This window comes from Micromonospora sp. NPDC048887, from assembly GCF_040649715.1.
Taxonomy (GTDB): Bacteria; Actinomycetota; Actinomycetes; order Mycobacteriales; family Micromonosporaceae; genus Micromonospora.
This window is the reverse complement of sequence record NZ_JBEZGA010000005.1, coordinates 173,648-196,767: the sequence shown is the minus strand read 5'-3', so window position 1 is coordinate 196,767 and position 23,120 is coordinate 173,648. Positions and strand designations below refer to the sequence as shown.

Genomic DNA, 23,120 nt, shown 5'->3' with positions numbered 1-23,120 from the left:
CGCATCGAGCCGGCGCGAGGGCTCGATTGCAGAGAGTAGTTGTGGCTTCCTGGGGCCGCAAAGCAGAACGCCGACCCGCGTCTCCGCTGGTCGGCGTTCCTGTAGCCCGGCGAAAGGCTATGTGGCCAGGGGCGGGGTCGAACCGCCGACCTTCCGATTTTCAGTCGGACGCTCGTACCAACTGAGCTACCTGGCCGTGGTGCTCGGCACATGCTACCGCACGGGCCGATACGCAGAACGCCGCGCATCGAGCTGCGCGGCGTCAGCGCTTGCGGTCCTGACGGGACTTGAACCCGCGACCTCCGCCTTGACAGGGCGGCGAGCACTCCAACTGCTCCACAGGACCTGGCTGGTGTTGCATCCGGCGCGAGCCGGACCGTGCCCCCAACGGGATTCGAACCCGTGCTACCGCCTTGAAAGGGCGGCGTCCTGGGCCGCTAGACGATGAGGGCGGCCCCGCCATCATTGCACACTCGCAACTTCAAGCGGACTTGCTCCCATCCGGCCCCGCCGGAGGCAGGAGAAGCATATGTCATGCCTGCGCGGACGACCAAACCGGTATCGGCCTGACCGGGGAGTCGGACAAAACCGCAGTTCAGCGCGGTAGGGCGATGCCGTACCGCCGCTTGATGTCCGGGATCAGGTGCCGGCAGGCGGCCATCGTCTGGGCCCGGTCGCCGCCCGCGTCGTGCATCAGCACGACCGAGCCGTGCCGGGTGGCACCCGTCACCCGCTTGATGATCGCCTTCGCCGGTGGGTGGTCCCAGTCCTGCGGGTCGACGCTCCAGTGCAGTGGGCGCAGGCCCATCTGCCCGGCGATCGTGACCTCCTCGGCCGTCCAGCGGCCGCCCGGCTGGCGGAACCAGGTGATCGGCGCCTTCGGTGCGGCGGCGTGGATGGCCTGGTTGGTCCGCTCCAGGTCGGACCGGATCTCGGCCGGGGAGCGCCGGCCCAGGTTCACGTCGTGGTGCCAGCTGTGGTTGCAGAGCTGGTGGCCCTCCCGGGCGATCCGGGCCACCAGCTCCGGGTAGCGCTTGGCCTGCTTGCCGACGACGCAGAAGGTGGCCTTCACCCCGGCAGTCCGGAGCTGGGCCAGGATCTGCGGGGTGTAGCGCGGATCCGGCCCGTCGTCGAAGGTGAGCGCCACGCCCTTGCTCCCGCTGGCCCGGTGCAGGCCCGCCGGCAGCTTCTTCGGCAGCGGGCGCAGCTTCGGCTTCGCGGGGGTGTGGGTCGGTGAGGGCTTCGTCACCGGCGCCGGTGAGGGCGACGCCGAGGCCGACGGCGGTGCGGCGGCCTTCTCGGGTGACTTGCCGGGATCGCCGCAGCCGGTGACGAGGAGTACCAGGCCCAGGGCGAGCGCCGACAGGGCGCGTGGACGCATTCGTCGCTCCCGGAGGGGTCGGGGTCAGACGGACTTTCCGACCGTAGTGGACGCCGCCCCGGAACGGGAGAGGGGTTCAGCTTGTCGTCGACTGGTCCAGCGAGTCCCGTACCGCCACGGCCAGCGACAGCGCCTCGGCCAAACCGACCGGCCGGACCACGCCGGCCGGCAGCGAGTCGGCCCGCCAGCCGGGCCCGGCGGCGAGCACCAGCAGCGGCCGGCGCGGCACCGCCAGCAATGCGCTGAGCTGGCACGGGTCGGCGGTCGCGCGGATGTGCGACCACAGCACCACAGCCGCCGGCCCGGTCCGGTTGACGGCCTCGACCAGGGCCGGCACCGGCACCCGGGCGCCGAGCATGCGATAACTCACACCGGCCTCGGCCAGCGCGGCGCCGAGCGCCTCGAGCGGCAGCGAGTGCTGCTCCTCGTCGGCGCAGGAGAGCAGGATCCGGGGCGGCCCGGTGGTCCGGTAGGCCCACGCCACTGTGGCGAACGCCTCGGACACGCAGCGGGACATGAGGTGTTCCACCTCGATCAGCGCGGAGGTGGCGGCGTGCCGCTCCCCGATCCCGGCCAGCACCGGCCGCAGCAGCCCCTCCCACGTCGCCACCACTCCGTCGGCGGCCAGCGCGTCGGCGATGGTCTGGCTGATGGTCACCGAGTCCAGCCGCATCGCGGCACGGGCCAGCCCACGCGCCGCCGGCCCGGCCCGGCCGACCGGGATGGTGGTGCCGCCGCCGTCGCGTACCGTCGAGACCCGTGCCTTGAGGCCGAGCCGCTCCGGCGGCAGCACGGCCGGCGCCTGCCGGGCCCAGCGGGCCGCCTCGGCGGGCGCGACCCCCTCGGCGGTCAGCCGGCGCATGATTTCCAGCCGGGCCAGGTCGGCGGGCGTGTAGCGCCTGTGGTGGCCCGGTATGTGCTCGCTGGGACCGAGGCCGTAGCGCTGGTGCCAGGTGCGCAGCGTGGTGACCGCCACGCCCAGACGGCGTGCGACGGCCCCCGCGCTCAGCGCCTCATCGGCCACCCGACCGCTCCGGTGCCTCGGTGGCCGGTACACCCGGCCGGGACGCGTCGGTCGGGTGCAGCAGCCGGTTGACCACGCCGCCCAGCCACGGGGCGTACTCGCGCGGGTGGGCGTCCAGGTCGGCCACCACCGCGCCGGGGTCGACCCAGCGCAGGCCGGCCACCTCGTCCGGGTCGGGCCGCGTGGCCAGGTCGGCGGGTACGTCGGCGCGCAGCACGTGGTCGTACTCGAACTCGACCCGGCCGGTCGCCGGGTCCTCGGCGTAGTAGAGGTAGACGCCGACCTCGGTGAGGTCGACCGGGTCGATGCCGAGTTCCTCGGCGAGCCGCCGGTTGGCGGCCTCGGCCGGCGACTGGCCGGGCAGCGGGTGTCCGCAGCAGGAGTTCGCCCAGCGCAGCGGGAACCGCGTCTTGACCGGGGCCCGCTGCTGCAACAGCACCCGTCCCTCGGGGTCGACGAGGAGCACCGAGAAGGCGCGGTGCAGCCGCCCGGGTGGCTGGTGCGCGGCGGCGACCGTGGTCTCGCCGAGCACCCGCCCGTCGTCGTCGACCAGCTCGACCAGGTGGGTCTCCCGCTCGCTCACGACATCGCCCCGGTGACCCGGGCGGCGGCGAGCTTGCCGCTGATCAGCACCATCGGTACCCCCACGCCCGGCTGGGTGCCGGAGCCGACGAAGACCACGTTCTCCAGGGACCGGTGCAGGTTGGCGGGGCGGAACGGGCCGGTCTGGAAGAGGCTGTGCGAGGCGGCGAACGGCGTGCCGGCGGCCATGCCCTGCGCCTCCCAGTCGGCCGGGGTGACCGCCCGCATCACCTCGATGCCGTCGCCGAACCCGACGTAGCCGCGCTCCTCCAGCGTGCCGACGAGCTGCTCGGCGTACCGGTCGGTGAGGTCGCCCGGCCAGTCGAACGGCGCCCGCTCCAGGTTCGGCACCGGCGCCAGCACGTAGTAGGTGTGCTTCCCGGCCGGCGCCACCGACGGGTCGGTGCGGCTCGGGTTCGTCACCAGCAGCGACGGGTCGGTCATCAGCTCGCCTCGGCGGATCACCTCGTCGAACGTGCCCTTCCAGGAGCGCCCGAAGTGGATGTTGTGGTGGGCGATCTTGCCATAGCCCTGCGTCGAGCCGATGTGCAGCACCACGCAGGACGGCGAGTAGGTGAGCTTGCGCTGCCGGCTGGGCGGCAGCAGGTCCTGGTAGGCGACCGGCAGGTCCGGGTTGAGCACCACAGTGTCGGCGGGAATGAAGTCGCCGTCCGCGGTGACGACGCCGGTGGCGCGGCCGTTTGCGGTCTCCACCCGGGTCACCGTGGTGCCGTACCGGATCTGCACGCCGTGCTTCTCGGCGGCGCCGGCCATGCCGCGCGAGACCGCGTGGATGCCGCCGCGCGGGAAGCACACCCCGGCCACCGAGTCGAGGTACGCGATGACCGCGTAGATCGCCAGCGCGTCGTGCGGCGACAGACCCGCGTACATGGCCTGGAAGGAGAAGATCCGCTGGGTACGCGGGTCGCGGAAGAACTGGTTGATCTTCGTCTGGAGTCGCCGGAACGCGCCGTTGGCGAACAGCTTCAGCAGGTTGCCGGTGATCAGGTCGGTCGGCGCGTCGAGGTTGCGCTCGATGAAGTCGGCCCGTTCCCACTGCCACAGGTTGCGGGCGTAGTCGACGAAACGCAGGTAGCCGTCCGCCTCCCGGGGACCGCAGACGCGGGCGATCTCGGCGGCCATCCGGGTGGTGTCGGTGATGACGTCGAGCGTCGACCCGTCCGGGTAGTACGCGCGGTAGGCCGGGTCGAGCGGGGTCAGGTCGAGCCAGTCGGTCAGCTCCTCGCCCACCGCGCCGAGCGCCTCGGCGATCAGGTCGGGCATGGTGAGGACGGTCGGGCCGGTGTCGAACTCGTACCCGTCGACGCTCAGCCGCCCGGCGCGCCCGCCCGGCACCGGCTCGCGTTCCAGCACCGTCACCTGCCGGCCGCTGCCGGCCAGGTGCAGCGCGCAGGCCAGTCCACCCAGCCCGGCGCCGACCACTACCACCCGGTCGGTCCGTCCCTTGACGGTACGCATTCCGGCCCCCTTGCTCACGAAGTTGCTCATCATGCCCGCCGCGCCGTGGCGGCGGTGGCGAGACCGGTCAGCGCCGTGCGCGCGGTCTCATCGATCGGTGCGGTGTCGAGCGCGGCGAGTGCGTCGGTGACCCGGTCGGAGATCATCCGCTCCACCCGGGCCGCGGCCCCGGTGTCCCGGACCACGTCGGCGAGCCGGTCCACCTCGTGGTCGGCGGTGACCGAGCCGGCCCGGTCCAGGGCCCGGCGCTGCGCCGGGTCGGCGAGCTGCCGGGCCAGCATCAGCAGGGCCGTCGGCTTGCCGGTCCGCAGGTCGTCCCCGGCCGGCTTGCCGGTGGTCTCCGGGTCGCCGTAGACGCCCAGCAGGTCGTCGCGGAGCTGGAACGCCTCGCCGACGGCCAGGCCGTACCTGGTGTACGCGGCGATGAGCGGGTCGTCCGCGTCGGCGCCGGCCAGGCAGGCGCCGAACAGCAGTGGACGCTGGACGGTGTAGCTGGCGGTCTTGTACCGGGCCACCCGCAGTGCCCGGTCGACGGTCCAGCTCGCCGGGTCGTTCTCGCCGAGCACGTCCAGGAACTGCCCGGCGACCGTCTCCACCCGCATCTGGTCGTAGCAGCGGCGTACGTCGAGCAGCCGGTCCGCCGGGACTGCCGCGTGTGCCATGAGCCGGTCGGCCCACACCATGCAGAGGTCGCCGATGAGGACGGCGACGGCTTCGCCGTACCGGTCGGGGTCGCCGGTGTGTCCGGCGGCCCGGTGCCGGGCGGCGGCGGCCCGGTGCGCGGTGGGCAGCCCGCGCCGGGTGTCGGAGGCGTCCATCACGTCGTCGTGCACCAGCGCGAACGTGTGCAGCAGTTCGAGCGCGGACAGCGCCGGGAGCACCGAGCACAGCGGCTCCTCCCCGCCGACCACACCCCGCCATCCCCAGTACGCGAACGTGGGGCGGACCCGTTTGCCGCCGGCCAGCACGCAGTCGCGTGCCGTCGCGGCGAAACCACCCATCGCTGCGTCGATCTCGGTGAGCGATTCGACCTCCGCGGCCAGGAACGCCGTGAGCGTCTCATCGACTCCTTTGATCAGGTCTTTCGTGAACGCGGCCAGTACGCCGCGGACCGGATCGTCCGTCGCCCCGGGCTGAGCCGGCGCGACGCGGAGCGCGTTACCCGCAACTGCGTCGTTGGCCATGTGGGCGAGCGTACCCTAGGGTTACGAGTTGCGTCGATTGCTGCGTCGAAACTGAGGAGGGCCGATGGACACGGATCTGACCGCTGCCTATGACCGTTGCCGCGAGCTGCACCGCCGTCACGGCCGTACCTACTATCTCGCCACCCGGCTGCTTCCCGCCTGGAAACGGCGGCATGTGCACGCCCTGTACGGCTTCACCCGCTACGCGGACGAGATCGTCGACCGCACCGAGGACCTGCCGCCGGCCGAGCGCGCCGCCCGGCTGCGCGAGTGGTCGGATCGATTCGTGGCCGGGCTGCGCGGTGCGTCGGTCGACGACCCGTTGCTTCCCGCGGTGCTGCACACCATCGCCGTGTTCGACCTCGACCGCGACGACTTCGCGTCGTTCCTGCGCAGCATGGCGATGGACCTGACGGTCATGTCGTACCCGACCTACGACGACCTGCTCGACTACATGGAGGGTTCGGCCGCCGTCATCGGCACCATGATGCTGCCGATCCTGGGCAGCTCCGACCCGGCCGCCGCCCGCGAGCCCGCCCGTCAGCTCGGCTTCGCGTTCCAACTCACCAACTTCATCCGGGACGTCGCCGAGGACCTCGACCGGGGCCGGACCTACCTGCCCGACGAGGACCTGGCCAAGTTCGACGTCACCCGTGACGACCTGCTCGCGGCAAAGGCCGCCGGCCGCACCACGCCACGTATCCGCGAGCTGATCGAGTACGAGGTGACCCGCGCCCAGGCCCACTACGTCGCCGCCGCGCCGGGCATCCCGCTGCTCCACCCCGCCTCGCAGGCGTGCATGCGCACCGCGTACGCGCTCTACGGCGGCATCCTCGACGAGGTGGCCGCGCAGGACTACGACGTCTTCGTCCGCCGGGCCCTGGTGCCGCAGCGGCGGCGGATGGCGGTGGCCGCGCGGGCGCTGCTCACCCCGTCCGGCACGCCGGTGCGGGTGCCCGGCCCGGCACTGGAACCGGCCCTGGCCGGATGACCGGCCGCACGGCCGTCGTGCTGTTCACCCGTGACCTGCGGGTGCACGACCACCCGGCGCTCGCCGCCGCCTGCTCCGCGTTCGACCGGGTGGTGCCGCTCTACGTGCTCGACCCGGCGCTGCGGAAGCTCTCGCCGAACCGCACCCGGTTCCTGCACCAGAGCCTGGCCGACCTGCGCGAGGCGCTGCGCAGGCGCGGTGGCGACCTGGTGATCAGGCGCGGCGACCCGGTGGCCGAGACGGTGAGGCTGGCCCGGAAGGTGGGCGCCGAGGGCGTCGGGCTCTCCGCCGACGTGAGCCGCTACGCCCACCGCCGGGAACGCCGCCTGCGCGCCGAGTGCGAGCGGCACCGGATGTTCCTGCGCCTGTTCCCCGGCCGGACCATCGTCGAGCCGGGCGCGCTGCGCCCCGGCGGCGGCGACCACTACCGCGTCTTCAGCCCCTACTTCCGGGCCTGGCAGGGCGTGCGCCTGCGGGACGAACTGGCCGCGCCGAAGCGGGTCCGGCTGCCCGACGGCCTCGACCCCGGCCGGTTGCCGGACCCACCGAAGGGCGACAGCCCGGATGCCGCCGTCGGCGGCGAGGCCGTCGCCCGGCGCCGGCTCACCGCCTGGCTGCCCACCCTCGATCGGTACGACGACATCCACGACGACATGGCCGGCGACGAGACCTCGCGGCTCAGCCCGTACCTGCGCTTCGGCTGCGTCTCGCCACTGGCCGTGGCGAACCGGGCCGGCGACCGGGACGGGCCGTTCGTCAGGCAGCTCTGCTGGCGCGACTTCTACCACCAGGTGGTGGCCGGTTTCCCCGACCTGTCCACGGTCGCCTACCGGCGCGGCGCGCGGGAGGACTGGCGCGACGACGCGCACGCGTTCGACGCCTGGGTCGAGGGGCGGACCGGCATGCCGATCGTGGACGCCGGCATGCGCCAGCTGCGCGCCGAGGGCTGGATGCACAACCGGGCCCGGCTGATCACCGCCGGCTACCTGACCAAGCACCTCGGGCTGGACTGGCGGCCCGGCCTGGAGGTCTTCTTCCGCCGGCTGCTCGACGGCGACCGGGTCAACAACTCGGGCAACTGGCAGTGGGTGGCCGGCACCGGCAACGACACCCGGCCGTACCGCGGCTTCAACCCGGTACGGCAGGCCGAGCGCTACGACCCCGACGGCGCGTACGTGCGACGCTGGGTGCCCGAGCTGGAGCCGGTGGCGGGCAAGGCGGTGCACCAGCCGTGGCGGCTGCCCGACGAGACCCGCCGCACGCTCGACTACCCGCCGCCGCTGGAGGTGCCCGGCGCCGACCCGGTCTGGCTCCGCTGAAGCCGCCCGCTGGCTCGCGCGGACGGAAAGCGCCGCGTAGGTCGTCGCCCGCGCACGATACGAACGCCGCCGGCGCGGACCTCCGTGCCGGCAGGGCCGTCGGCCTGCTGCGACAACGGCACGAGCGCTGCTGCAAGGCCGGGTGGTGGCGCGGCTGCGCGGCGCGTCGGGGCTCGGCTTCCTCGGTGACTGCCAGTGATGCGTGCCCTGCCGAAACCTTCCACCTCCGATCCCCTTTGCTCTGCAGCCATATCCGCAGCGGTCGCGGAGCGTGATCACCTCCGCCCCGCGCGGTTTTCGGACCTGCGAGGAAATCCCTGCTCAGGGCGGTGCTGCGCCGATGGCTGCAGAGCAAAGTCGGAAAAGGGACCGCAGGGCCGCCCGGCCAGCCGAATGCGCTGTGTGACGATGCCCAGATGTCACCGAACGTGACGGTCGGTCAGAGGCAAAAGTGCAGCACCTCGGTCAGCTCCTCCACCCGGTCGTGGTCGGCGAGCCGCGCTGTCGCGTACGCGAAGGTGTAGCGCCGCCCGGGGTCGGCCCAGGCGCTGCTGCCGCCGATTCCGCCCATGCCCCAACTGCCGTCCGGCTCCCACTGCATGCCGAGCGTCCAGTTCACCGGCCGCTCCAGCAGCAGGTCCGGGCCGGAGTACTGCACCCGCGTCGCCTCCGCGGCCAGCTTCTGGCTGAACAGGCGTACCCCGTCCAGGGTGCCGCCGGCGAGCAGGCCCGCGTACAGCCGGGCGAGCCCGGCGGCGGTGGCGTGCAGGTTCACCGCCGGAATCTCGGCGGCCCGCCACAGGTCGCTGTTCACCATCGCCACGTCGCGCCCGCCCGGCGGATTGTCCAGCGCACGCGCCCACAGCGAGCCCGGCTCGCCGCCCGCCCGGTCCGGCCAGGCCGGATCGCCGTACGACAGGTCGGCGCACCGGCGGCGGTCGGCGGCACCCAGGCCGAACGCCAGGTCCAGGCGCCACGGGCCGGCGATCTCCTCGGCCAGGAACCGGCCCACCGAGCGCCCGTCCACCCGGCGGACCAGCTCGCCCACCAGGTGCCCGTACGTCCAGGCGTGCTCGGCCGCGACGGTGCCCGGCGTCCACTCCGGCTCGGCCGTCGCCAGGTCGGCGCAGAGCAGGTCCCAGTCGGCGATCGCTTCGGCGGGCCGGGGCACCGGGAAGGCGGGCAGCCCGGCCGTGTGGGCGAGCACCTGCCGCACCGTGGCCGGGGCGCGGAATCCCGGCCAGTACGCGGACACCGGCGCGTCCAGGTCGACCCGGCCCCGGTCGACGAGCAGCAGCAGGCAGAGCGCCACCACCGGCTTGCCGGTCGAGTAGACGTCGACCAGTGTGTCCGGCCGCCACGCGCGGTCCGCCCCCGCCACCGGGACGACCGCGCCGGGCGGGACCTCCGCCGACGTGCCGCCCACCAGGTCGATCACCGGTACGCCGTCGTGCCACACCGCCAGCGACGCGCCGGTCTCCCGGCCGGTGGCGAACAGCTCGTGGAAGCAGTCCCGGACCGGGGCGAAGCGCGCGTGCATGCGGCCACGGTAGGCGGTCGCCCTCGTCAGCGGCGCGGGAATTCGGGCCCGGTGCGGTGGCCGGTGTCCCGAACGTACGGAATGCTTGCGGAATGGCGGAGCCGGAGCTGGTGGATGTGGTCGTTGTCGGGCTCGGCGTCGGCGGCGAGGAGGTGGCCGGGAAGCTCGCCGAGGCCGGCCTCACAGTGGTCGGCATCGAACGGGACCTGGTCGGCGGCGAGTGCCCCTACTGGGGGTGCGTGCCGAGCAAGATGATGATCCGCGCGGCGAACGCGCTGGCCGAGGCGCACCGGGTGAACGAGCTGGCCGGGTCCGCCCAGGTGCGGCCCGACTGGGCGCCGGTGGCGAAGCGGATCCGGGCCGAGGCCACCGACACCTGGGACGACAAGGCTGCGGTGGACCGGTTCACGGGCAAGGGCGGCCGGTTCGTCAGGGGCAGCGGGCGGCTCGACGGCCCGAACCGGGTACGCGTCGGCGACCAGGTCTTCGAGGCGCGCTACGGGGTGGTCCTCGGCACCGGCACCCGGCCGTCGGTCCCGCCGATCGACGGGCTGGCCGACACGCCGTACTGGACGAATCACCAGGCCATCGAGGTCGAGGAGCTGCCCGCGTCGCTGCTGGTGCTCGGCGGCGGCGCGATCGGGCTGGAACTCGCGCAGGTCTTCGCCCGGTTCGGCGTCCGGGTGACGGTCATCGAGGCGGCCGACCGGGTGCTCGCAGTCGAGGAGCCGGAGGCGTCCGCGCTCGCCGCCGACGCGCTGCGCGCCGACGGGGTGGAGATCCACACCGGGGTCAGGGCCGGCCGGGTCGGCCACGACGGCGGCGCGTTCACCGTGTATGCCGACGGCGCCGAGTTCACCGGCGAGAAGCTGCTCGTGGTGACCGGCCGCAGGGCACACCTGGAGGAGCTGGGCCTGGACACCGTCGGGGTGGACGCCGGGCAGCGCTACCTGCCGGTGAACGACCGGATGCACGTCACCGGCGGGATCTGGGCGGTCGGCGACCTCACCGGCGAGGGCGCGTTCACCCACATCGCCATGTACCAGGCCGGCATCGTGGTGGCCGACGTACTCGACCACATGCGGCGTACCAGGGGCGGCCCGGACGCCAGCGGCACCGCGAGTGTCGTCGGCGGCGCGGCCGGGGTGGTCAGCGCGGTCGGCGGCGCGATGAGCGCGGGCGGCTCGACCGCCGCGCCCGGCAGCGTCCCGGTCGCCGACTACCGGGCGCTGCCCCGGGTCACGTTCACCGACCCCGAGGTCGGCGCGGTCGGCCTCACCGAGCAGCAGGCCCGCGAGCGCGGCGTCAACGTCCAGGTCGGATACGCCGACCTCACCTCGTCGGCCCGCGGCTGGATCCACAAGACCGGCAACGCCGGGTTCATCAAGCTGATCGCCGACGCCGACCAGGGCGTCCTCGTCGGTGCCACCTCGGCCGGGCCAGCCGGCGGTGAGGTGCTCTCCGCGCTCGTCGTGGCGGTGCACGCGGCGGTGCCGATCAGCCAGCTCCGGCACATGATCTACGCGTACCCGACGTTCCACCGCGCCATCGAGGACGCGTTGCGCGCGCTGAAGTGACGCCTCAGCCGGCCGGCGCACCGTGCCGGCCGGCCCCGGCGGCGAACCGGCCGGCGCCGCGTACCCCGTCCGCCGCCAGCGACTCCAGACCGTAGGCCAGCTCGGCCGCCATCGCCTCCGGCTCCGGCAGCCCCGTGCCGTCGAGCACCGCGGCCCGGTCGTTGCGCAGGCACGTCTGCGGAGACCGGGCGATCCCGGCGGCCAGCTCCTCGGCCGCCGCGCGGGCCTCACCCGGCGCGACCAGCCGGTTGACCAGACCCATCGCGTACGCCTCGTCGGCGCCCACCGGGCGGCCGGTGAGGATCAGGTCCATCGCGCGGCTCTCGCCGATCAGCCGGGGCAGCCGGGCCGTCCCGCCGTCGATCAGCGGTACGCCCCACCGGCGGCAGAACACGCCAAGCGTGGCATCCGACTCGGCGACCCGCAGATCGCACCAGAGTGCCAGCTCCAGCCCGCCGGCGACCGCGTACCCGGAGATCGCGGCGATCACCGGCTTGGACAGCCGCATCCGGGTGGGGCCCATGGGCCCGTCGCCGTCGGGCTCGACGCGGTTGCCGCGTGGCGTGCCGACGGCCTTGAGGTCGGCGCCGGAGCAGAACGTGCCGCCCGCGCCCCAGAGCACGGCGACCGCCGCGTCCGGGTCGGCGTCGAACGCGCGGAACGCGTCGGTGAGCGCCCGGGCGGTCGGCCCGTCCACGGCGTTACGTGCCTCGATCCGGTCCAGGATCACAGTGGTCACGGCACCGGTGTGCTCGACGCGTACCCCCATGGGCTCAGCATGCCCGCGACGCACCTGCGAGGGAATTCCCGGGCGTCCGGTTTGGGGGCTCTCCTGCCGGGAAGTCGGAACGGGTGCGCGAACTACTGACGAAGATCGAACAGGCCACCGGTCTCGACCGGGTGGGCGACCGGTTGCAGCGCGCCGTCCAGGGCACGCTGCGTTCCCAGCGCGTACGCGACGCGCTGCACGGCGTGTGGCTCGGCCATCCGCTGCACCCCGCGATGGTGCAGGTGCCGGTCGGCGCCTGGATCTCCGCCGCCGTGGTGGACCTGCTGCCCGGCCAGCGCCGGGCCGCCACCGCGCTGGTGGGTCTCGGTACGGTCAGCGCCGTGCCCGCCGCGCTCGCCGGGCTCAACGACTGGGCCACGCTCTCCCGCGACCAGCGTCGGGTCGGGCTGGTGCACGCCGCAGCCAACACGGTCGGCCTGGCGTTGTTCGCCGGCTCGCTGGCGGCCCGGCTCAACGGGCGGCACGGCCTCGGCCGGGCGCTGTCCTATCTGGGGCTGTCCGCCGCGAGCGGCGGGGCGTACCTGGGCGGGCATCTCGCGTACAAGCAGGGCGCCCAGGCCAGCCAGAGCGTCTCCGAGCTGCACCTGATCAGCGATGGCTGGCACCGGGTCGGCGACCTGGGTAGCCTGCCCCGGCACGAGCTGGTGACCAAGAAGATCGACGACGTCTCGGTGCTCCTCTACCGGGACGGCGACGACGTCACCGTGATGCTGGAGCGCTGCCCGCACCAGAGCGGCCCGCTCGGCGAGGGCAAGGTGGAGCAGATCGACGGCCACCCCTGCGTGGTCTGCCCCTGGCACGGCAGCGCGTTCCGGCTCGACGGCGGCGAGGTGGTGCACGGCCCGGCCGCCAACGACCAGGTCGTGCTGCCCACGCGCGTGGTGTCCGGCCAGGTCGAGGCCCGGCTGCCCTGAGTCAACCCCGCCGGTGCCGCCCGCTCGACAGCGCGCGGGCGGGCGCCGGCCGCTTGCGCAGCCCGAGCAGCGCGCCTATCTGCGCGCCCACGATGCTCGCCACGGCCAGCACCGCGGAGATGGCGAGCGGCCGGTTGATGCCCTCCTCGGCCGTGGCCCGGGACGCTCCCGCCGACATGGCCGGCGGCTGACCCACGGGTGCCTCCACGGTGGGCGTCGCGTCCCGCGGCGTGGGCTTGGGCTTCGCCTTCGGAGTGGTCGACGAGGCGCCGCCCCCACCCGGCTTCGCCGGCGCCGTCTCGGCCGGTTTGGTGACCACGATCCGTCCGGCGGCGTGCCGCCGGGCACCCGAGTCCGTCGCGTCCTCCGGCAACGTGATGAGCTGACCCGGGCGGATCCGGTCCGGGTCGGTGAGCCGGTTCAGCCGGGCCAGTTCCCGGTAGCGGTCGAAGTCGTCCAGATAGCGATCCGCCACCTCGCCCAGGTAGTCGCCCTTCGCCACCCGGTACACGGCCGGATCCCCGGCCTTCGACGCGGCCGGGGCTGGTCCTGCGGCACCTGGCGCTGCGACGGCCGGCGAGGTGACTGCGGAAGCGGCGACGGCCGGGGCGACGACCGCCGGGGCGGTGAGCGCGGCGGCACTCGCCGCGGCCGGGCTCGCGGCCAGGATCAACGCGACCGAACCCACGAGCGCGGCGGCCGCCTTCTGCTGGCGACCCATGCCCGGGAGCTTCGGCGCCGGTCGGTGTACCACCGCCGCACACAGTTCCACCAGCACGGAGAACGCGAACGTCGCCCAGCCGAACCAGCCCACCACCGCAAGCGCCCGCAGGAACAGCTGACCATCGTCGCGGCTGGTCAACGCCGTACCGATCTCGGTCAGCGTGGGCAGATGGTCCGGCAGCGGGTTGCCGGCGAACGCCAGCAACGCGATCGGGCCCCCGGCCAGCACACCGACGAGCACGACGAGGGCGCCGAGCCCGGTGAGGACCTGGCCGGCGCGGCGGACGGGGGAGCGTCGGAGTGCACCCATGGCGGCCTTCCTTCCTACGGTGGTCCGGTGAGCGCCCGGGCGGTGGCCTCACCGGTGACGGTGGCGGTCTTCGACGCGCCGAACAGGCCGAGCAGATCCCGGCGGTAGACGATCCGCACGTGGACCTGGATCTGGGTCTCGGCGCCGACCACGGGAAAGTCGACCTCGTGGTCGTGGACGCCGCCCGCGGCGTCGAGGTAGTCGGCCACGGCCGCGCGGGCGGCGACCTGGTCGATCCGTTTCGGGCCACCCTCGATGGCGCGGGCCCGGTCGATCATCTGGCCGCCGCTGCGGGCCGCCTCGGCGGCCAGGTTGTCCGCGCGTTGCAGGGCGCGTAGCTGCCCGGCGCCGTCGTAGGCGAGGCTGATGACGGCGAGCACACCCGTCATCGCCACGGCCAGGAACAGGCTCACCCGGCCGCTCTCCGCGCCGTGCCGCCCGGTCATCCGCGACTCCGGTACGTGTCCAGCGGCGAGGTGAAGCTCGCCGAGACGGTCTTGCCGCCGGGCACACCGGGCAGGCCGGGGGCGCTCAGGTCGTCGAAGGAGACGGTGCAGGTCACCGTGACCGTCACTGTCGCCGGCACGCCGGCGGCGCTCTCGTACGCGGCGGCGAAGCTCGTCGTCTTGCCGGCCACCGAGCCGGCCAGCTCCAGTTGCGGCGGACCGGCGCAGTTGAGCGCGGCCCAGCCGAGTTGGTCCCGGGCCGCCACCTCGGCGGCCTCCTCACCGTCGTCGGCGTTGCGGGCGAGCGAGGCGGCCCGGGCGGCGTCGTGGGCGGCCGACTCGACCGCCTCGTCCGCGACGGCGGTGCGCCCGGCCACTCCGGCCAGCACCATCAGCCCGATGAAGGCGGGGGCGAGCACCGCCACCTCGATCGAGACGGAACCGCGCTCGCGTCGCCGCCCGGCGCTCATCCGGTGGTCCACCGTTCGGCCGGGCCGCGCGCGGTCTGCGTGACCTCGAACGAGACGCCCGGGACGACGGACAGGGACCGCCCCCGCACCGTGCAGGTGACAGCGGTCTCGGTCTCCTCGCAGGTCGGTCCGGTCTTCTCCCAGCCGACGAGCCAGTCCCCGGAGCGTTTCAGGAAGCTGGTCGCCCGTTCCCGGCCGGCGTCCGGCCCGGCGTCGATGGTGCGCTGGGCGTTCACCCCGGTCTGGGCTGCGTTGAGCGCTGTGGACCGGGCGACGAACCAGACCGCGACCTGGATCGAGCCGAACAGCAGCACCAGGATCACCGGCATCACCACCGCCAGTTCGACCGGGTTGGCACCCCGCTCGCCCTCGGCCAGGCGGGTACGCAGGGCAGCGGCGATCCGCCCCGGACCGGGCGGGCCGGGGGGCCGGCCGGCGGACGCCGGCCGGCTCCGGACCGTACGGGCGGGGCGGGGCATCACTCCGCGCCCGGCTCGACGTGGTCCGGGATGGCGTCCATCCAGTCGTTGGCCTTGGCCAGGGCGACAGCGGTGACCGCCATGGCGACCGCGACCAGGCCGAAGATGATGACGGCGGTCGGCACCGGGCTGTCGCCCCGCTCGCCGTCCCGTCGCAGCTCGGCGAGGCGGCTTCGGGTTGCCACATACAGGTAGGTCAAGAGGTACATGGTCGTCTCCTTCGCGGGATGGGGTTCACAGACGGGCGAGGAACGGATAGATGGCGAAGCCGAGCAGGACGAACACCAGCAGCGAGCCGGGGATGTCCAACTTGCTGGTCACCCCCTCGGCGCGGGCCAGGTTGTCGGTGCGGATCTGGTCGCGCAGCGAGTCGGCACGGGACCGCAACGTCTCGTGCACCTGGGCGCCCTCGCTGCCGGAGGAGCGCATGATGGCGCCCACGTCGCCCAGCTCCGGGATGCCGATCCGCTCGGCCAGCTCCTGCAACTCGTCCCACGGCGAGTGCATCTGGAGCTGGGCGAGCCGCAGCGCCTCCCGGATCCGGTCGAAGACCCAGCCGTCGCAGACCGCCGCCGCGCGCTCCAGCGACTGCACCGGGCCGTGCGCGGCGGAGAGCTGCAACGCCACCAGGTCGAGGTAGGTGCAGACCGCCTGCCGGAACTCGTCCCGGGCGGCGTCCGCCTTGACCAGCACCGAGCGGTGCGCGAGCAGGGCGGCCACGAGCGCCAGGCCCAGGCTGGCCAGCACCGGTACGGCCATCGGCAGCGCCACCCCGCCGACGAAGAGCACTGCCGAGGCGACCGCCGGGGTGGCGAATCCGACGAGCGCGGAGAGCAGGACGGACAGCGCGTACTGCTCGGGGGTGCGGTCGAGCAGGGCCAGTTGCCGGTGCGGCGGGCGCAGCCAGCGGGCGAACCCGCCGAGCCAGTCCGGCCCGGCACCGGCGGCCGGGGCCTGGCCGGGCGGCTGGTGCAGCCGGCGCAGCGCCGGGCCGAGCGCCGGAGTGGCGGGCAGCGCCTCGCGTACCACCAGGAACAGCCCGAGCCCGATCGCACACCCGCCGACCACCGCAACGGCCATCTGCCAGTTGAGTGCGCTCACGCGATCGCCTCCTCCAGGTCGGGCGCCGGCAGGAAGCGCGCCGGCCGGGGCGGCTGGCTCATCGAGCGCACCCAGACCAGCAGGCCGACGAACGCGGCACCGAGGACCGCCATCACGAGCTGGCCGGTCACCGTGCCGTAGGGACGGATGTAGTCGCTGTTCACCAGCCCGTACGCCAGGGTCGCCAGCGTCATGCCGGTGAGGAAGCGGACCGCGAACCGGGGCTGGGTGCGCTTCGCCTCGACCTCGCGCCGGGTCGTCACCTCGGCCGAGGCGGCGGTGGCGATCGACCCGAGCACGTCGCCGAGGCGCTCCCCCCGATCGGTGAGGTGCAGGATCAGCGCGGCCACCACCTGGTCGGCGACCGGGTCGGCGATCTCGTCGGCGAAGGCGAGCAGCGCGGAGCGGGCCAGCCAGCCGGCCTGGAGGCGGGCGGCGAGCGTGCGTACCTCCTCCTGGATCTCCTCCGGCGCGGTGGCGATGGTGCCGATGATCGCCTGCTGGAGGCCCTGACCGGTGGCGGAGATGTCCTTGAGTCGCCGGGTCCACTCGCCTACGGCTTCGACCCGCGCGATGGCCCGCTGCTCGGCCCGGCCGACGGCGAACAGCCACGGCACGCCCGGCACCGCGAGCGCCACCAGCAGGCCGACCACCGGCAGCCCGGTGAGCAGGAACGCCAACGCCCCGGCCACCACTGCGGCGCCGAGCAGGAACTGGTAGCGGCGCTGGTCGGCGCGGCTCGCGCCGGACCCGGTCCAGAGCCGGCTCAGGCCCGGCCGGGCGCCCGGTGCCGGGCCGGGTGGACGGCGGGTGCCGACCAGTGCCACCACGGTCAGCACCAGCCCGGCCACGCACGCGGCACCGGAGACCAGGGCGATCAGTTCGATCTGTGTCACGCCCGGCCCCCGTTCGGCCGCGCGCCGAGGCGGGTGTGCCGGGGCCGCCGCCACGCGCCCACGCCGGCCTCGACGAACCGGGTGAGCAGGCGGGCGTCGTAGCCGACGCGCAGCAGCTGGTCGCGGATGCGTTCGGGCAGGTGGCGGGGGACCGCGCGGCCGTCCGGCCCGGGACCGAAGACGGTCGTCGTGGTGATCCGGTTGCCCTCGCCGACGCCGATGACCTCCTCGACGTGTGAGACGAACCGGTACTTACGCCCGCCGATGGCGGTCTCGTCCTCGACCGTGACGTAGACGATCAGGTCGAGCGCATTGCCCGCCATGCGGCGGGCCTGGTCGACTGTCATCTCCCGGCCGTGCGACAGCGCCAGCTCGATGATGCGTTCGCTCACTCCCGAGGGGGTACGCGCGTGGATGGTGCACATCGACCCGCGGCTGGTGGTCATCGCCTGGAGCATCGGCACGATCTCCCGGGACCGCACCTCGCCGACGATGATCCGCAGCACGCCCATGCGCAGCGACACCGGGATCAGGTCGGCGATGCTCACCTCACCCGCCGGCCGCCCGTCCGCGCCGCGCTCGCCGTGCCCCTCCCGGGACTCGAAGCTCATCACCGCCCGGTGCTTATGCCCGCGCCGGGCGGGCAGCAGTTCCCGGCTCTCCTCCAGCAGCACGTACGGCTCGTCGGCCGGGATCTCGTCCATCAGCGCGCGGATGATCGTGGTCTTCCCGGCCCCGGCGAGCCCGGCGACCATGATGTTCAGCCCGGCGCGCATGGACGCGCGGAGGAAGTCGCGCAGCAGCGGATCGATCATCTCGTCCAGGTCCGGCCGGGCGCCCGTGATGTCCTCCAGGCTGACTTCGAGCGTGTTGTGCTTGCGGATCACCGCGTACGGGCGGTGGCTGACCAGGAACACGGCGGCGAGCCGGCTGCCGTCCGGTAGTTGCAGGTCGAGCGTGGGCTTCGAGGTGGACAGGGACCGCTCGGTGGCACCCGCGCGGCGGGCCGCCGCCTGGAGGATCTCCACCAGCTCGTCGTCGGTCTCGGCGATCGGCTCGGCCCAGTCGACGCCGCCGCCGTGCCGGGTGACGCGTACCTGGTCGCAGCCGAGGATGTGCACCTCCTCGATGCTGTCGTCGACGAGCAGCGTCTGGAGCCGGCCCAGCCCGACGAGTTCGGCGGTCACCTGGTCGAGCAGCAGCCGTTCCTCGTCCGCGGCCATCGGCGTGCCGGACCGGCGTACCGAGTCGGCGTACGCGGAGACCACGGCGACCGCCAGCCGGGCGCGCTCGACCTCCTCGGCGTCGGCGTCGAACTCGCGTCCGCGCTGCCAGTGGGTGAGCCGTTCGCTCAGTTCCCGGCGCAGTTCGCGGACCACGGCGAAGTCGACCCGGGGGCGCGGCGGTGGCGCCGGCGCCGCGGCCGGTGCCGGACCGGGGACGTGGTGCCGGCCGTTCGGCGGGGCGAGCGGCGGGACCGTGGAGAGGACGCCCGGCTGCTGTCCGCGTGGGTCGTGGGAGACCGGCTCAAACCGCACCGGGCACCCCCGGCGCACTCGACGCGGTCACCGCGCGCGGTGAGGTCGCCCCGGGCCAGGCGAGCCGGGCCCGCCGCCGGTCCAGCAGCGCCCGGACGGGCACCTCAAGGGCGCCGGCCGCGCGCATCAGCGGCCGGTTCGCCCGTACGGTGCCGCCGTGGCCGAGCACCTCGGCGGTACGCGGGTCGTGCGGCAGGCGGGCGATCACCGGTAGCCGCAGCACCTTGCTGATCTCGCTGGTGCCGTGCCCGTCGCCGACCACAAGCAGCCGCAGCGTGCCGGGCGGTACGCGGTGCTCGGTGAGGTCCCGCTCGATCGCGCGGGCGGTGGCCTGGGTGGCGGAGAGGTCGGGCAGGTGCGCGCGGGTGACCAGCAGCACCACCGCGGCGGCCCGCAGCAGCGGCCACGGTGGACCGCCGACCGCCAGCCGGCCGCAGTCGACGAGCACGTCGTACGGCGGTTCGCCCCGTTCCAGCCCGACGAAGTAGTCGGCGAAGCGCTGCCAGAGCGGGATGACGCTGCCGGCCTGGGCCGGGTCCACCACGCCCGGCAGCAGCAGCCGCTCGCGGCGCGGCGCGTCCAGGTCGACCAGCTGGGACCAGAACGCGCGCTCCAGGCTGCCGTCGCGCAGCTCGCCCACGGCGAGTTCGCCGATGCCGCGCGGGCCGTCCAGCGCCCCGCCGAGGTAACCGGCGAGGATCGAGCCGCCCGCCGGGTCGCACTCGGCCAGCACGAGCCGCCGGTGCCAGCTCAGCGCGGCGGCGAGTGCCGCCGTGGTGACGCCCGGCGAGCCCTTCGCCGAGACCAGGGCGATGATCGCCATCAGGCCGCCTCGGTGAGGACGAGCGCGATCCGGTCGTCGGCGGCGAGCGCCACGACCGCCGGCACGTCCCGTACGGTCAGCGCCAGGTAGACCACCACGTCGCCGCTCTGCGGCGTGACGCTGTCGATCACCGTGCCCTCGAACCGGGTCCCGCCGCCGCGCGCGGCGTCGGTGCTGTTGGTGCTTCTGCTCGGCGTGCTGACCAGCAGGACCTTGTCGCCGGGGTGCAGCTTGCGGGCCGGCACCTGCTTGGGTTTGAGCCCCAGCGCGATCTGCTGCTGACCGGGGCCGAGCAGCGGGGCCTCGGTGAGCTGCGCCGCCGTGAGCAGCGTGCCCGGGGTGAGCCGGACGGCCGCCCGCAGTCCCAGCACCTCGTCCATCCGGTCGGCGGGTACGGGCCGGAGTTCGCGGCCGCCGGAGACGCGTACCGGCACCAGGTCGTCGGCGGTCAGTTGCCGTCCCACGTCGACCGGCCGGGCCACGGCCAGGTACGTGCCGGTGGAGCGGACCGACGTGACGGCGAACGCCGCGCCCAGCCCGCCGAGGGCGATCAGCAGGACCGCCAGGCCGAGCAGGCCGGGCCGGACGCGTCGTTGCCGGACCACCTTCGGCGGGGCGACCGGCGCCTCCACCGGGGATCCGTTACGGGCTGCCACCACACTCATCGGGTCACCACCTGAAGCTCGTTGATCTGTACCGGGATGACGCCGCTGGACCGGCTCTGGGCGATCACGCCGCTCTCCCCGCCGCCGGACCACTCGACGGTCCAGAACGTGGTGGCGCTGACCCGGTAGGTGCCCGCCTTCGGATAGCCCTGGTCGAGGCCGCAGTCGGGTGAGGCGGAGCCGGCGTTCGGCCCGTCGGCCCGGTACGGCGTGCCCGGCCCGTGGCAGGTGACGTCGATGTCGTCGGACATGTGCCAGACGATCCGGTCCACCCTGGCGGTGATCTCCACGGTCAGCCCCCGGTCGGAGGCGGAGGCGGACAGCGGCCCGAAGTACGAGGCACCCGGGCTGGCCCACATCCAGACCGGCAGCCCGACCAGGCCCGGTCCCTGGCTGCGCCGGGGCGCGACCGAGGCGCGTGGCGGGAGCAGCGAGATCGACGCCAGCGCGCGGCGGGCCAGTTCCTCCGGGTCCGGCGGCGTGCCGTAGCCGGGCGGCGGGGCGTCCAGGAGTGCCTGGCGCATGCTGCCCGTGTCGCCGCCGTTGCAGGTCAGTTGGTACCACTGCTTGCCGGGAGGCGCCTCGTCCTGCGGCTCGGCGAGCTTGTAGTAGCAGCCGTCGGCGTTGTTGAACCAGCCGAGCGCCTCGTTGTAGCAGGGGATGGCGCGGCCGTTCCACTGGCACTTCGCGGTGCCGCCGCCGTTGCCGCCCCCGCCGCCGTTGTCCCCGCCGCCACCGGGGCCACCCGGCCCGCCCGGGGTGCCGGGGTCGTCGTCCCAGACGTCGCAGTCGGTCTGCTCCGGCGGGCACGAACCGCCCGGGTCGGCGGCGCGCACGGGTGCGCCGGCGAGCGTCAGCAACGCGGCCAGGCCGGCGGCGAGCAGCAGCCGGCGGGACGTCCCGGCCCGGGTCGGCCGGGCCGGGACACCCCTTCCTCCCCAGGTCAACACGGCTGGTCCTGGTGTGCGCTGCCGCCGTTGATCAGCCACCGGCCGTCCGGGAAGCGGACCGCCGTGGCGGTGGCCAGGTAGCGCCCGCCGCGGGTGCCCGGTACGGCCTTGCGGTCCTTGGCGTAGACGAGTCGGTAGCCGCTCGAGTCCAGGCAGTCCTGGATCTCGACGGTGGGTGGGCGGGCGGCCAGGTCGACCGAGACGACCTCGGGGTCGGAGAGCAGTTTCCCGGTACGCATCGCGCCGTGCTCCTTCGCGTCGAGAATCGCCATTCGCACCCGGGTCAGCAGCGGGTCAGCCAGAAATCGGGTCAGAGCGGGATGGGACGGATCGCTGCGCGCACTGGCCGCCCGGGACGCGTCGAGATAGCCGGAATATGCGGTCAGAGCCGCTTTTCCGGCCGCGTTCTCCTCGGCGCTGGAATGGGTGGCGGGGGCGGCGGCACGGCCGGCCAGGGGCCCGGTGGCCGCCTCCGGCTCGGTGCCGCAGCCGGCCGAACCGACCGTCAGCGTGAGGCTGAGCAGGAAGATTTTCCATCGGCGGGAGTGCCGTGTGCGCAACGCCGATCCTCCTCGGTGCCGGCCCGGGGCGATCACGCCGACCTGCTCCGGGCATGCGGAAGCGCGCCCGGAACTGTCACTCCGGGCCCCCGTCGCCACCACTGGTATTTACCTGTACTGATCACTGCGGATTCGGTGCCTGGTGCCTACGACGCCAATTGATCGGGGGTTGCGTCGTACCCAAGGGGCGAGCATAGGCTCACGTCCGCCGATGCAACAGAGGTAATTCACGTGAACACGGTGAGTGAAGACGGGAGGTGGTGGTCGGTGTGTGTCACCACGATGACGAGTGGGCTCCGGCGGGGCTTCGAGCCGGATGGCGTGTGCTCGCCCGTACACGCCGCGGCGGTGGTGACGAGCCGCCGGTATGGGTGGGGAGGGTGCCGCTCGTCCGATCCGTCCCGCCGATCCGCCCGGCGCCTGCCCCGGCTCGGCGCGGTCTCCGGCGCGTCGCGTCAGGTGCACGTGTGGCGTGCAACCGTCACATCGCAAGATGAACCAGAATCACTCTGCGTACTCGGTGATGGAACGCACGGCGATCGAACGGGAGGGCCGGCATGACGGCGGAGCGGGTGCGGTGTACCGGATCGGTGGTCGACGCCGGGCTCCCGGCCGCCCTCGCCGTCGTACCCCTGCTCCGGCTGGCGGTGGCGCGCTACTCCGTACCGCAGGGGTGTCCGGACCGGACGGCGTGCGACGGCTGCGGCGCCCCGATCGGGCTGGACCGGCCGCTGCCGGCGCTCGGGCCCGCCGCCCGCTGCCCCGGCTGCCGGGCCCGGGTCGGCGCGCCGCCCGCGGTGGTGGAGGTGGCGCTGCTGTTCGCGGTGGCGGTGCCGCTGTTCGCCGGCGGTGCGCCCGCCGCGCGGCTGGCGCTGGCGTGGTGGCTGGTCTGGGCGGTGCCGATGACGATCGTGGACGCGATGGCGCACCGCCTGCCCGACCGGCTCACCTGGCCGTCCGCCGCAGGCGTGTGGGCACTGCTCGGGGTGGCCGCGCTGACCGGTCCGGGAGCGGGCCCGTGGGTACGCGCCGTCCTGGCCGGTCTGGCGCTGGCCGGCGGCTTCGCCGCGACCACGCTGCTGTTCGGGCGGCGCGGCTTCGGCCTCGGCGACGCCAAGCTGGCGCTCGGCGCGGGCGCGCTGCTCGGCTGGTACGGCTGGCCGGCGCTGGTGACCGGGCTGGTGTTCGCGCTCGCCCTGGCCGGGCTGGCCGGGGTGGTGCTGCTCGCCGCCCGGCGGGTCCGCTGGTCCGGGCACCTGCCGTTCGGGCCGTTCCTGGTGCTCGGCACCGCCGCCGCGATGGTGCTCGTCACCGTGTGATCGGCCACCCGCGGGTGCGGGCGGGTTCGCCACGGGTATCGGAGTCCCAGCCACCTCCC

General features: G+C 74.1%; 24 protein-coding genes and 3 tRNA genes. 5 read left to right on the top strand and 22 right to left on the bottom strand.

Going from position 1 to position 23,120, the window contains the following annotated elements; genetic code table 11:
* Positions 1-122: 122 nt before the first annotated feature.
* From AB0C17_RS10740 to AB0C17_RS10705, 8 genes are all read right to left on the bottom strand, one after another.
* Positions 123-196 (bottom strand) — tRNA-Phe (locus AB0C17_RS10740).
* A gap of 76 nt (positions 197-272) precedes the next feature.
* Positions 273-346 (bottom strand) — tRNA-Asp (locus AB0C17_RS10735).
* A gap of 33 nt (positions 347-379) precedes the next feature.
* Positions 380-452, bottom strand: a tRNA-Glu gene (locus AB0C17_RS10730).
* 143 nt (positions 453-595) lie between these two features.
* Complete coding sequence (locus tag AB0C17_RS10725; protein WP_357385075.1) at positions 596-1,381, bottom strand: polysaccharide deacetylase family protein; 786 nt, start codon at positions 1,379-1,381, stop codon at positions 596-598.
* Positions 1,382-1,457: 76 nt separating this feature from the next.
* Positions 1,458-2,405: a MerR family transcriptional regulator gene (locus tag AB0C17_RS10720; protein ID WP_357385073.1), complete on the bottom strand. Its 948-nt coding sequence runs from the start codon at positions 2,403-2,405 to the stop codon at positions 1,458-1,460.
* Positions 2,395-2,988: an isopentenyl-diphosphate Delta-isomerase gene (gene idi, locus AB0C17_RS10715; protein WP_357385071.1), complete on the bottom strand. Its 594-nt coding sequence runs from the start codon at positions 2,986-2,988 to the stop codon at positions 2,395-2,397. Before idi ends, AB0C17_RS10720 begins: the two co-directional genes overlap by 11 nt.
* Positions 2,985-4,466, bottom strand: a complete 1,482-nt coding sequence (gene crtI / locus AB0C17_RS10710; RefSeq protein ID WP_357478259.1) for a phytoene desaturase family protein — start codon at positions 4,464-4,466, stop codon at positions 2,985-2,987. The genes idi and crtI overlap by 4 nt, the downstream gene beginning before the upstream one ends.
* 29 nt (positions 4,467-4,495) lie before the next feature.
* Positions 4,496-5,650 (bottom strand): polyprenyl synthetase family protein, encoded by a 1,155-nt coding sequence (locus AB0C17_RS10705; protein WP_357385069.1) that lies wholly within the window; start codon positions 5,648-5,650, stop codon positions 4,496-4,498.
* 64 nt (positions 5,651-5,714) lie between these two features.
* On the opposite strand from AB0C17_RS10705, the gene AB0C17_RS10700 reads away from it, so the two are divergent.
* Positions 5,715-6,641 (top strand): phytoene/squalene synthase family protein, encoded by a 927-nt coding sequence (locus tag AB0C17_RS10700; protein ID WP_357468379.1) that lies wholly within the window; start codon positions 5,715-5,717, stop codon positions 6,639-6,641.
* On the top strand, positions 6,638-7,960 hold the full coding sequence (locus AB0C17_RS10695; RefSeq protein WP_357478081.1) for a deoxyribodipyrimidine photo-lyase: 1,323 nt from the start codon (positions 6,638-6,640) through the stop codon (positions 7,958-7,960). The genes AB0C17_RS10700 and AB0C17_RS10695 overlap by 4 nt, the downstream gene beginning before the upstream one ends.
* 439 nt (positions 7,961-8,399) lie before the next feature.
* Here AB0C17_RS10695 and AB0C17_RS10690 read toward each other — a convergent pair whose 3' ends face one another.
* The gene (locus AB0C17_RS10690) at positions 8,400-9,500 is read right to left on the bottom strand and encodes a serine hydrolase domain-containing protein (RefSeq protein ID WP_357478078.1); all 1,101 of its coding nucleotides are present in this window, start codon (positions 9,498-9,500) and stop codon (positions 8,400-8,402) included.
* Between the two features lie 92 nt (positions 9,501-9,592).
* Between AB0C17_RS10690 and AB0C17_RS10685 the strand changes: the two genes are divergently transcribed.
* Positions 9,593-11,077 carry an FAD-dependent oxidoreductase gene (locus tag AB0C17_RS10685; protein ID WP_357385061.1) on the top strand — a complete coding sequence of 495 codons (1,485 nt, stop codon included), beginning with the start codon at positions 9,593-9,595 and terminating at the stop codon, positions 11,075-11,077.
* A gap of 4 nt (positions 11,078-11,081) precedes the next feature.
* Here the strand turns inward: AB0C17_RS10685 and AB0C17_RS10680 are convergent, their stop codons facing one another.
* Positions 11,082-11,846 carry a crotonase/enoyl-CoA hydratase family protein gene (locus AB0C17_RS10680; RefSeq protein ID WP_357385059.1) on the bottom strand — a complete coding sequence of 255 codons (765 nt, stop codon included), beginning with the start codon at positions 11,844-11,846 and terminating at the stop codon, positions 11,082-11,084.
* Between the two features lie 83 nt (positions 11,847-11,929).
* On the opposite strand from AB0C17_RS10680, the gene AB0C17_RS10675 reads away from it, so the two are divergent.
* Entirely contained in the window at positions 11,930-12,781 is an 852-nt protein-coding gene (locus AB0C17_RS10675) for a Rieske 2Fe-2S domain-containing protein (protein WP_357385057.1), read from the top strand.
* 1 nt (position 12,782) lies between these two features.
* Here AB0C17_RS10675 and AB0C17_RS10670 read toward each other — a convergent pair whose 3' ends face one another.
* From AB0C17_RS10670 to AB0C17_RS10615, 12 genes are read right to left on the bottom strand one after another with little or no spacing between them, the layout of a single operon-like run.
* Positions 12,783-13,814, bottom strand: a complete 1,032-nt coding sequence (locus AB0C17_RS10670) for a LysM peptidoglycan-binding domain-containing protein (RefSeq protein WP_357385055.1) — start codon at positions 13,812-13,814, stop codon at positions 12,783-12,785.
* Positions 13,815-13,828: 14 nt separating this feature from the next.
* Entirely contained in the window at positions 13,829-14,260 is a 432-nt protein-coding gene (locus AB0C17_RS10665; RefSeq protein ID WP_357385053.1) for a hypothetical protein, read from the bottom strand.
* Positions 14,257-14,730: a TadE/TadG family type IV pilus assembly protein gene (locus tag AB0C17_RS10660; protein WP_357385051.1), complete on the bottom strand. Its 474-nt coding sequence runs from the start codon at positions 14,728-14,730 to the stop codon at positions 14,257-14,259. Before AB0C17_RS10660 ends, AB0C17_RS10665 begins: the two co-directional genes overlap by 4 nt.
* Positions 14,727-15,209 (bottom strand): TadE/TadG family type IV pilus assembly protein, encoded by a 483-nt coding sequence (locus AB0C17_RS10655; protein ID WP_357385048.1) that lies wholly within the window; start codon positions 15,207-15,209, stop codon positions 14,727-14,729. The genes AB0C17_RS10660 and AB0C17_RS10655 overlap by 4 nt, the downstream gene beginning before the upstream one ends.
* Positions 15,209-15,418 carry a hypothetical protein gene (locus AB0C17_RS10650; RefSeq protein WP_357385046.1) on the bottom strand — a complete coding sequence of 70 codons (210 nt, stop codon included), beginning with the start codon at positions 15,416-15,418 and terminating at the stop codon, positions 15,209-15,211. The genes AB0C17_RS10655 and AB0C17_RS10650 overlap by 1 nt, the downstream gene beginning before the upstream one ends.
* 25 nt (positions 15,419-15,443) lie before the next feature.
* Entirely contained in the window at positions 15,444-16,289 is an 846-nt protein-coding gene (locus AB0C17_RS10645) for a type II secretion system F family protein (RefSeq protein WP_357385314.1), read from the bottom strand.
* Positions 16,290-16,306: 17 nt separating this feature from the next.
* Positions 16,307-17,206 carry a type II secretion system F family protein gene (locus AB0C17_RS10640; protein ID WP_357385044.1) on the bottom strand — a complete coding sequence of 300 codons (900 nt, stop codon included), beginning with the start codon at positions 17,204-17,206 and terminating at the stop codon, positions 16,307-16,309.
* Positions 17,203-18,744 carry a CpaF/VirB11 family protein gene (locus AB0C17_RS10635; RefSeq protein WP_357478076.1) on the bottom strand — a complete coding sequence of 514 codons (1,542 nt, stop codon included), beginning with the start codon at positions 18,742-18,744 and terminating at the stop codon, positions 17,203-17,205. Before AB0C17_RS10635 ends, AB0C17_RS10640 begins: the two co-directional genes overlap by 4 nt.
* Positions 18,734-19,567, bottom strand: a complete 834-nt coding sequence (locus AB0C17_RS10630; RefSeq protein WP_357385040.1) for a ParA family protein — start codon at positions 19,565-19,567, stop codon at positions 18,734-18,736. Before AB0C17_RS10630 ends, AB0C17_RS10635 begins: the two co-directional genes overlap by 11 nt.
* A complete protein-coding gene (locus tag AB0C17_RS10625; RefSeq protein WP_357385038.1) occupies positions 19,567-20,232 on the bottom strand; it encodes an SAF domain-containing protein in 666 nt (221 codons plus the stop codon). Before AB0C17_RS10625 ends, AB0C17_RS10630 begins: the two co-directional genes overlap by 1 nt.
* Positions 20,229-21,182: a hypothetical protein gene (locus tag AB0C17_RS10620; protein WP_357385036.1), complete on the bottom strand. Its 954-nt coding sequence runs from the start codon at positions 21,180-21,182 to the stop codon at positions 20,229-20,231. Before AB0C17_RS10620 ends, AB0C17_RS10625 begins: the two co-directional genes overlap by 4 nt.
* Positions 21,176-21,637 (bottom strand): hypothetical protein, encoded by a 462-nt coding sequence (locus tag AB0C17_RS10615; RefSeq protein WP_357385312.1) that lies wholly within the window; start codon positions 21,635-21,637, stop codon positions 21,176-21,178. The genes AB0C17_RS10620 and AB0C17_RS10615 overlap by 7 nt, the downstream gene beginning before the upstream one ends.
* A gap of 662 nt (positions 21,638-22,299) precedes the next feature.
* Between AB0C17_RS10615 and AB0C17_RS10610 the strand changes: the two genes are divergently transcribed.
* Complete coding sequence (locus AB0C17_RS10610; RefSeq protein ID WP_357478073.1) at positions 22,300-23,061, top strand: A24 family peptidase; 762 nt, start codon at positions 22,300-22,302, stop codon at positions 23,059-23,061.
* Positions 23,062-23,120: the final 59 nt, after the last annotated feature.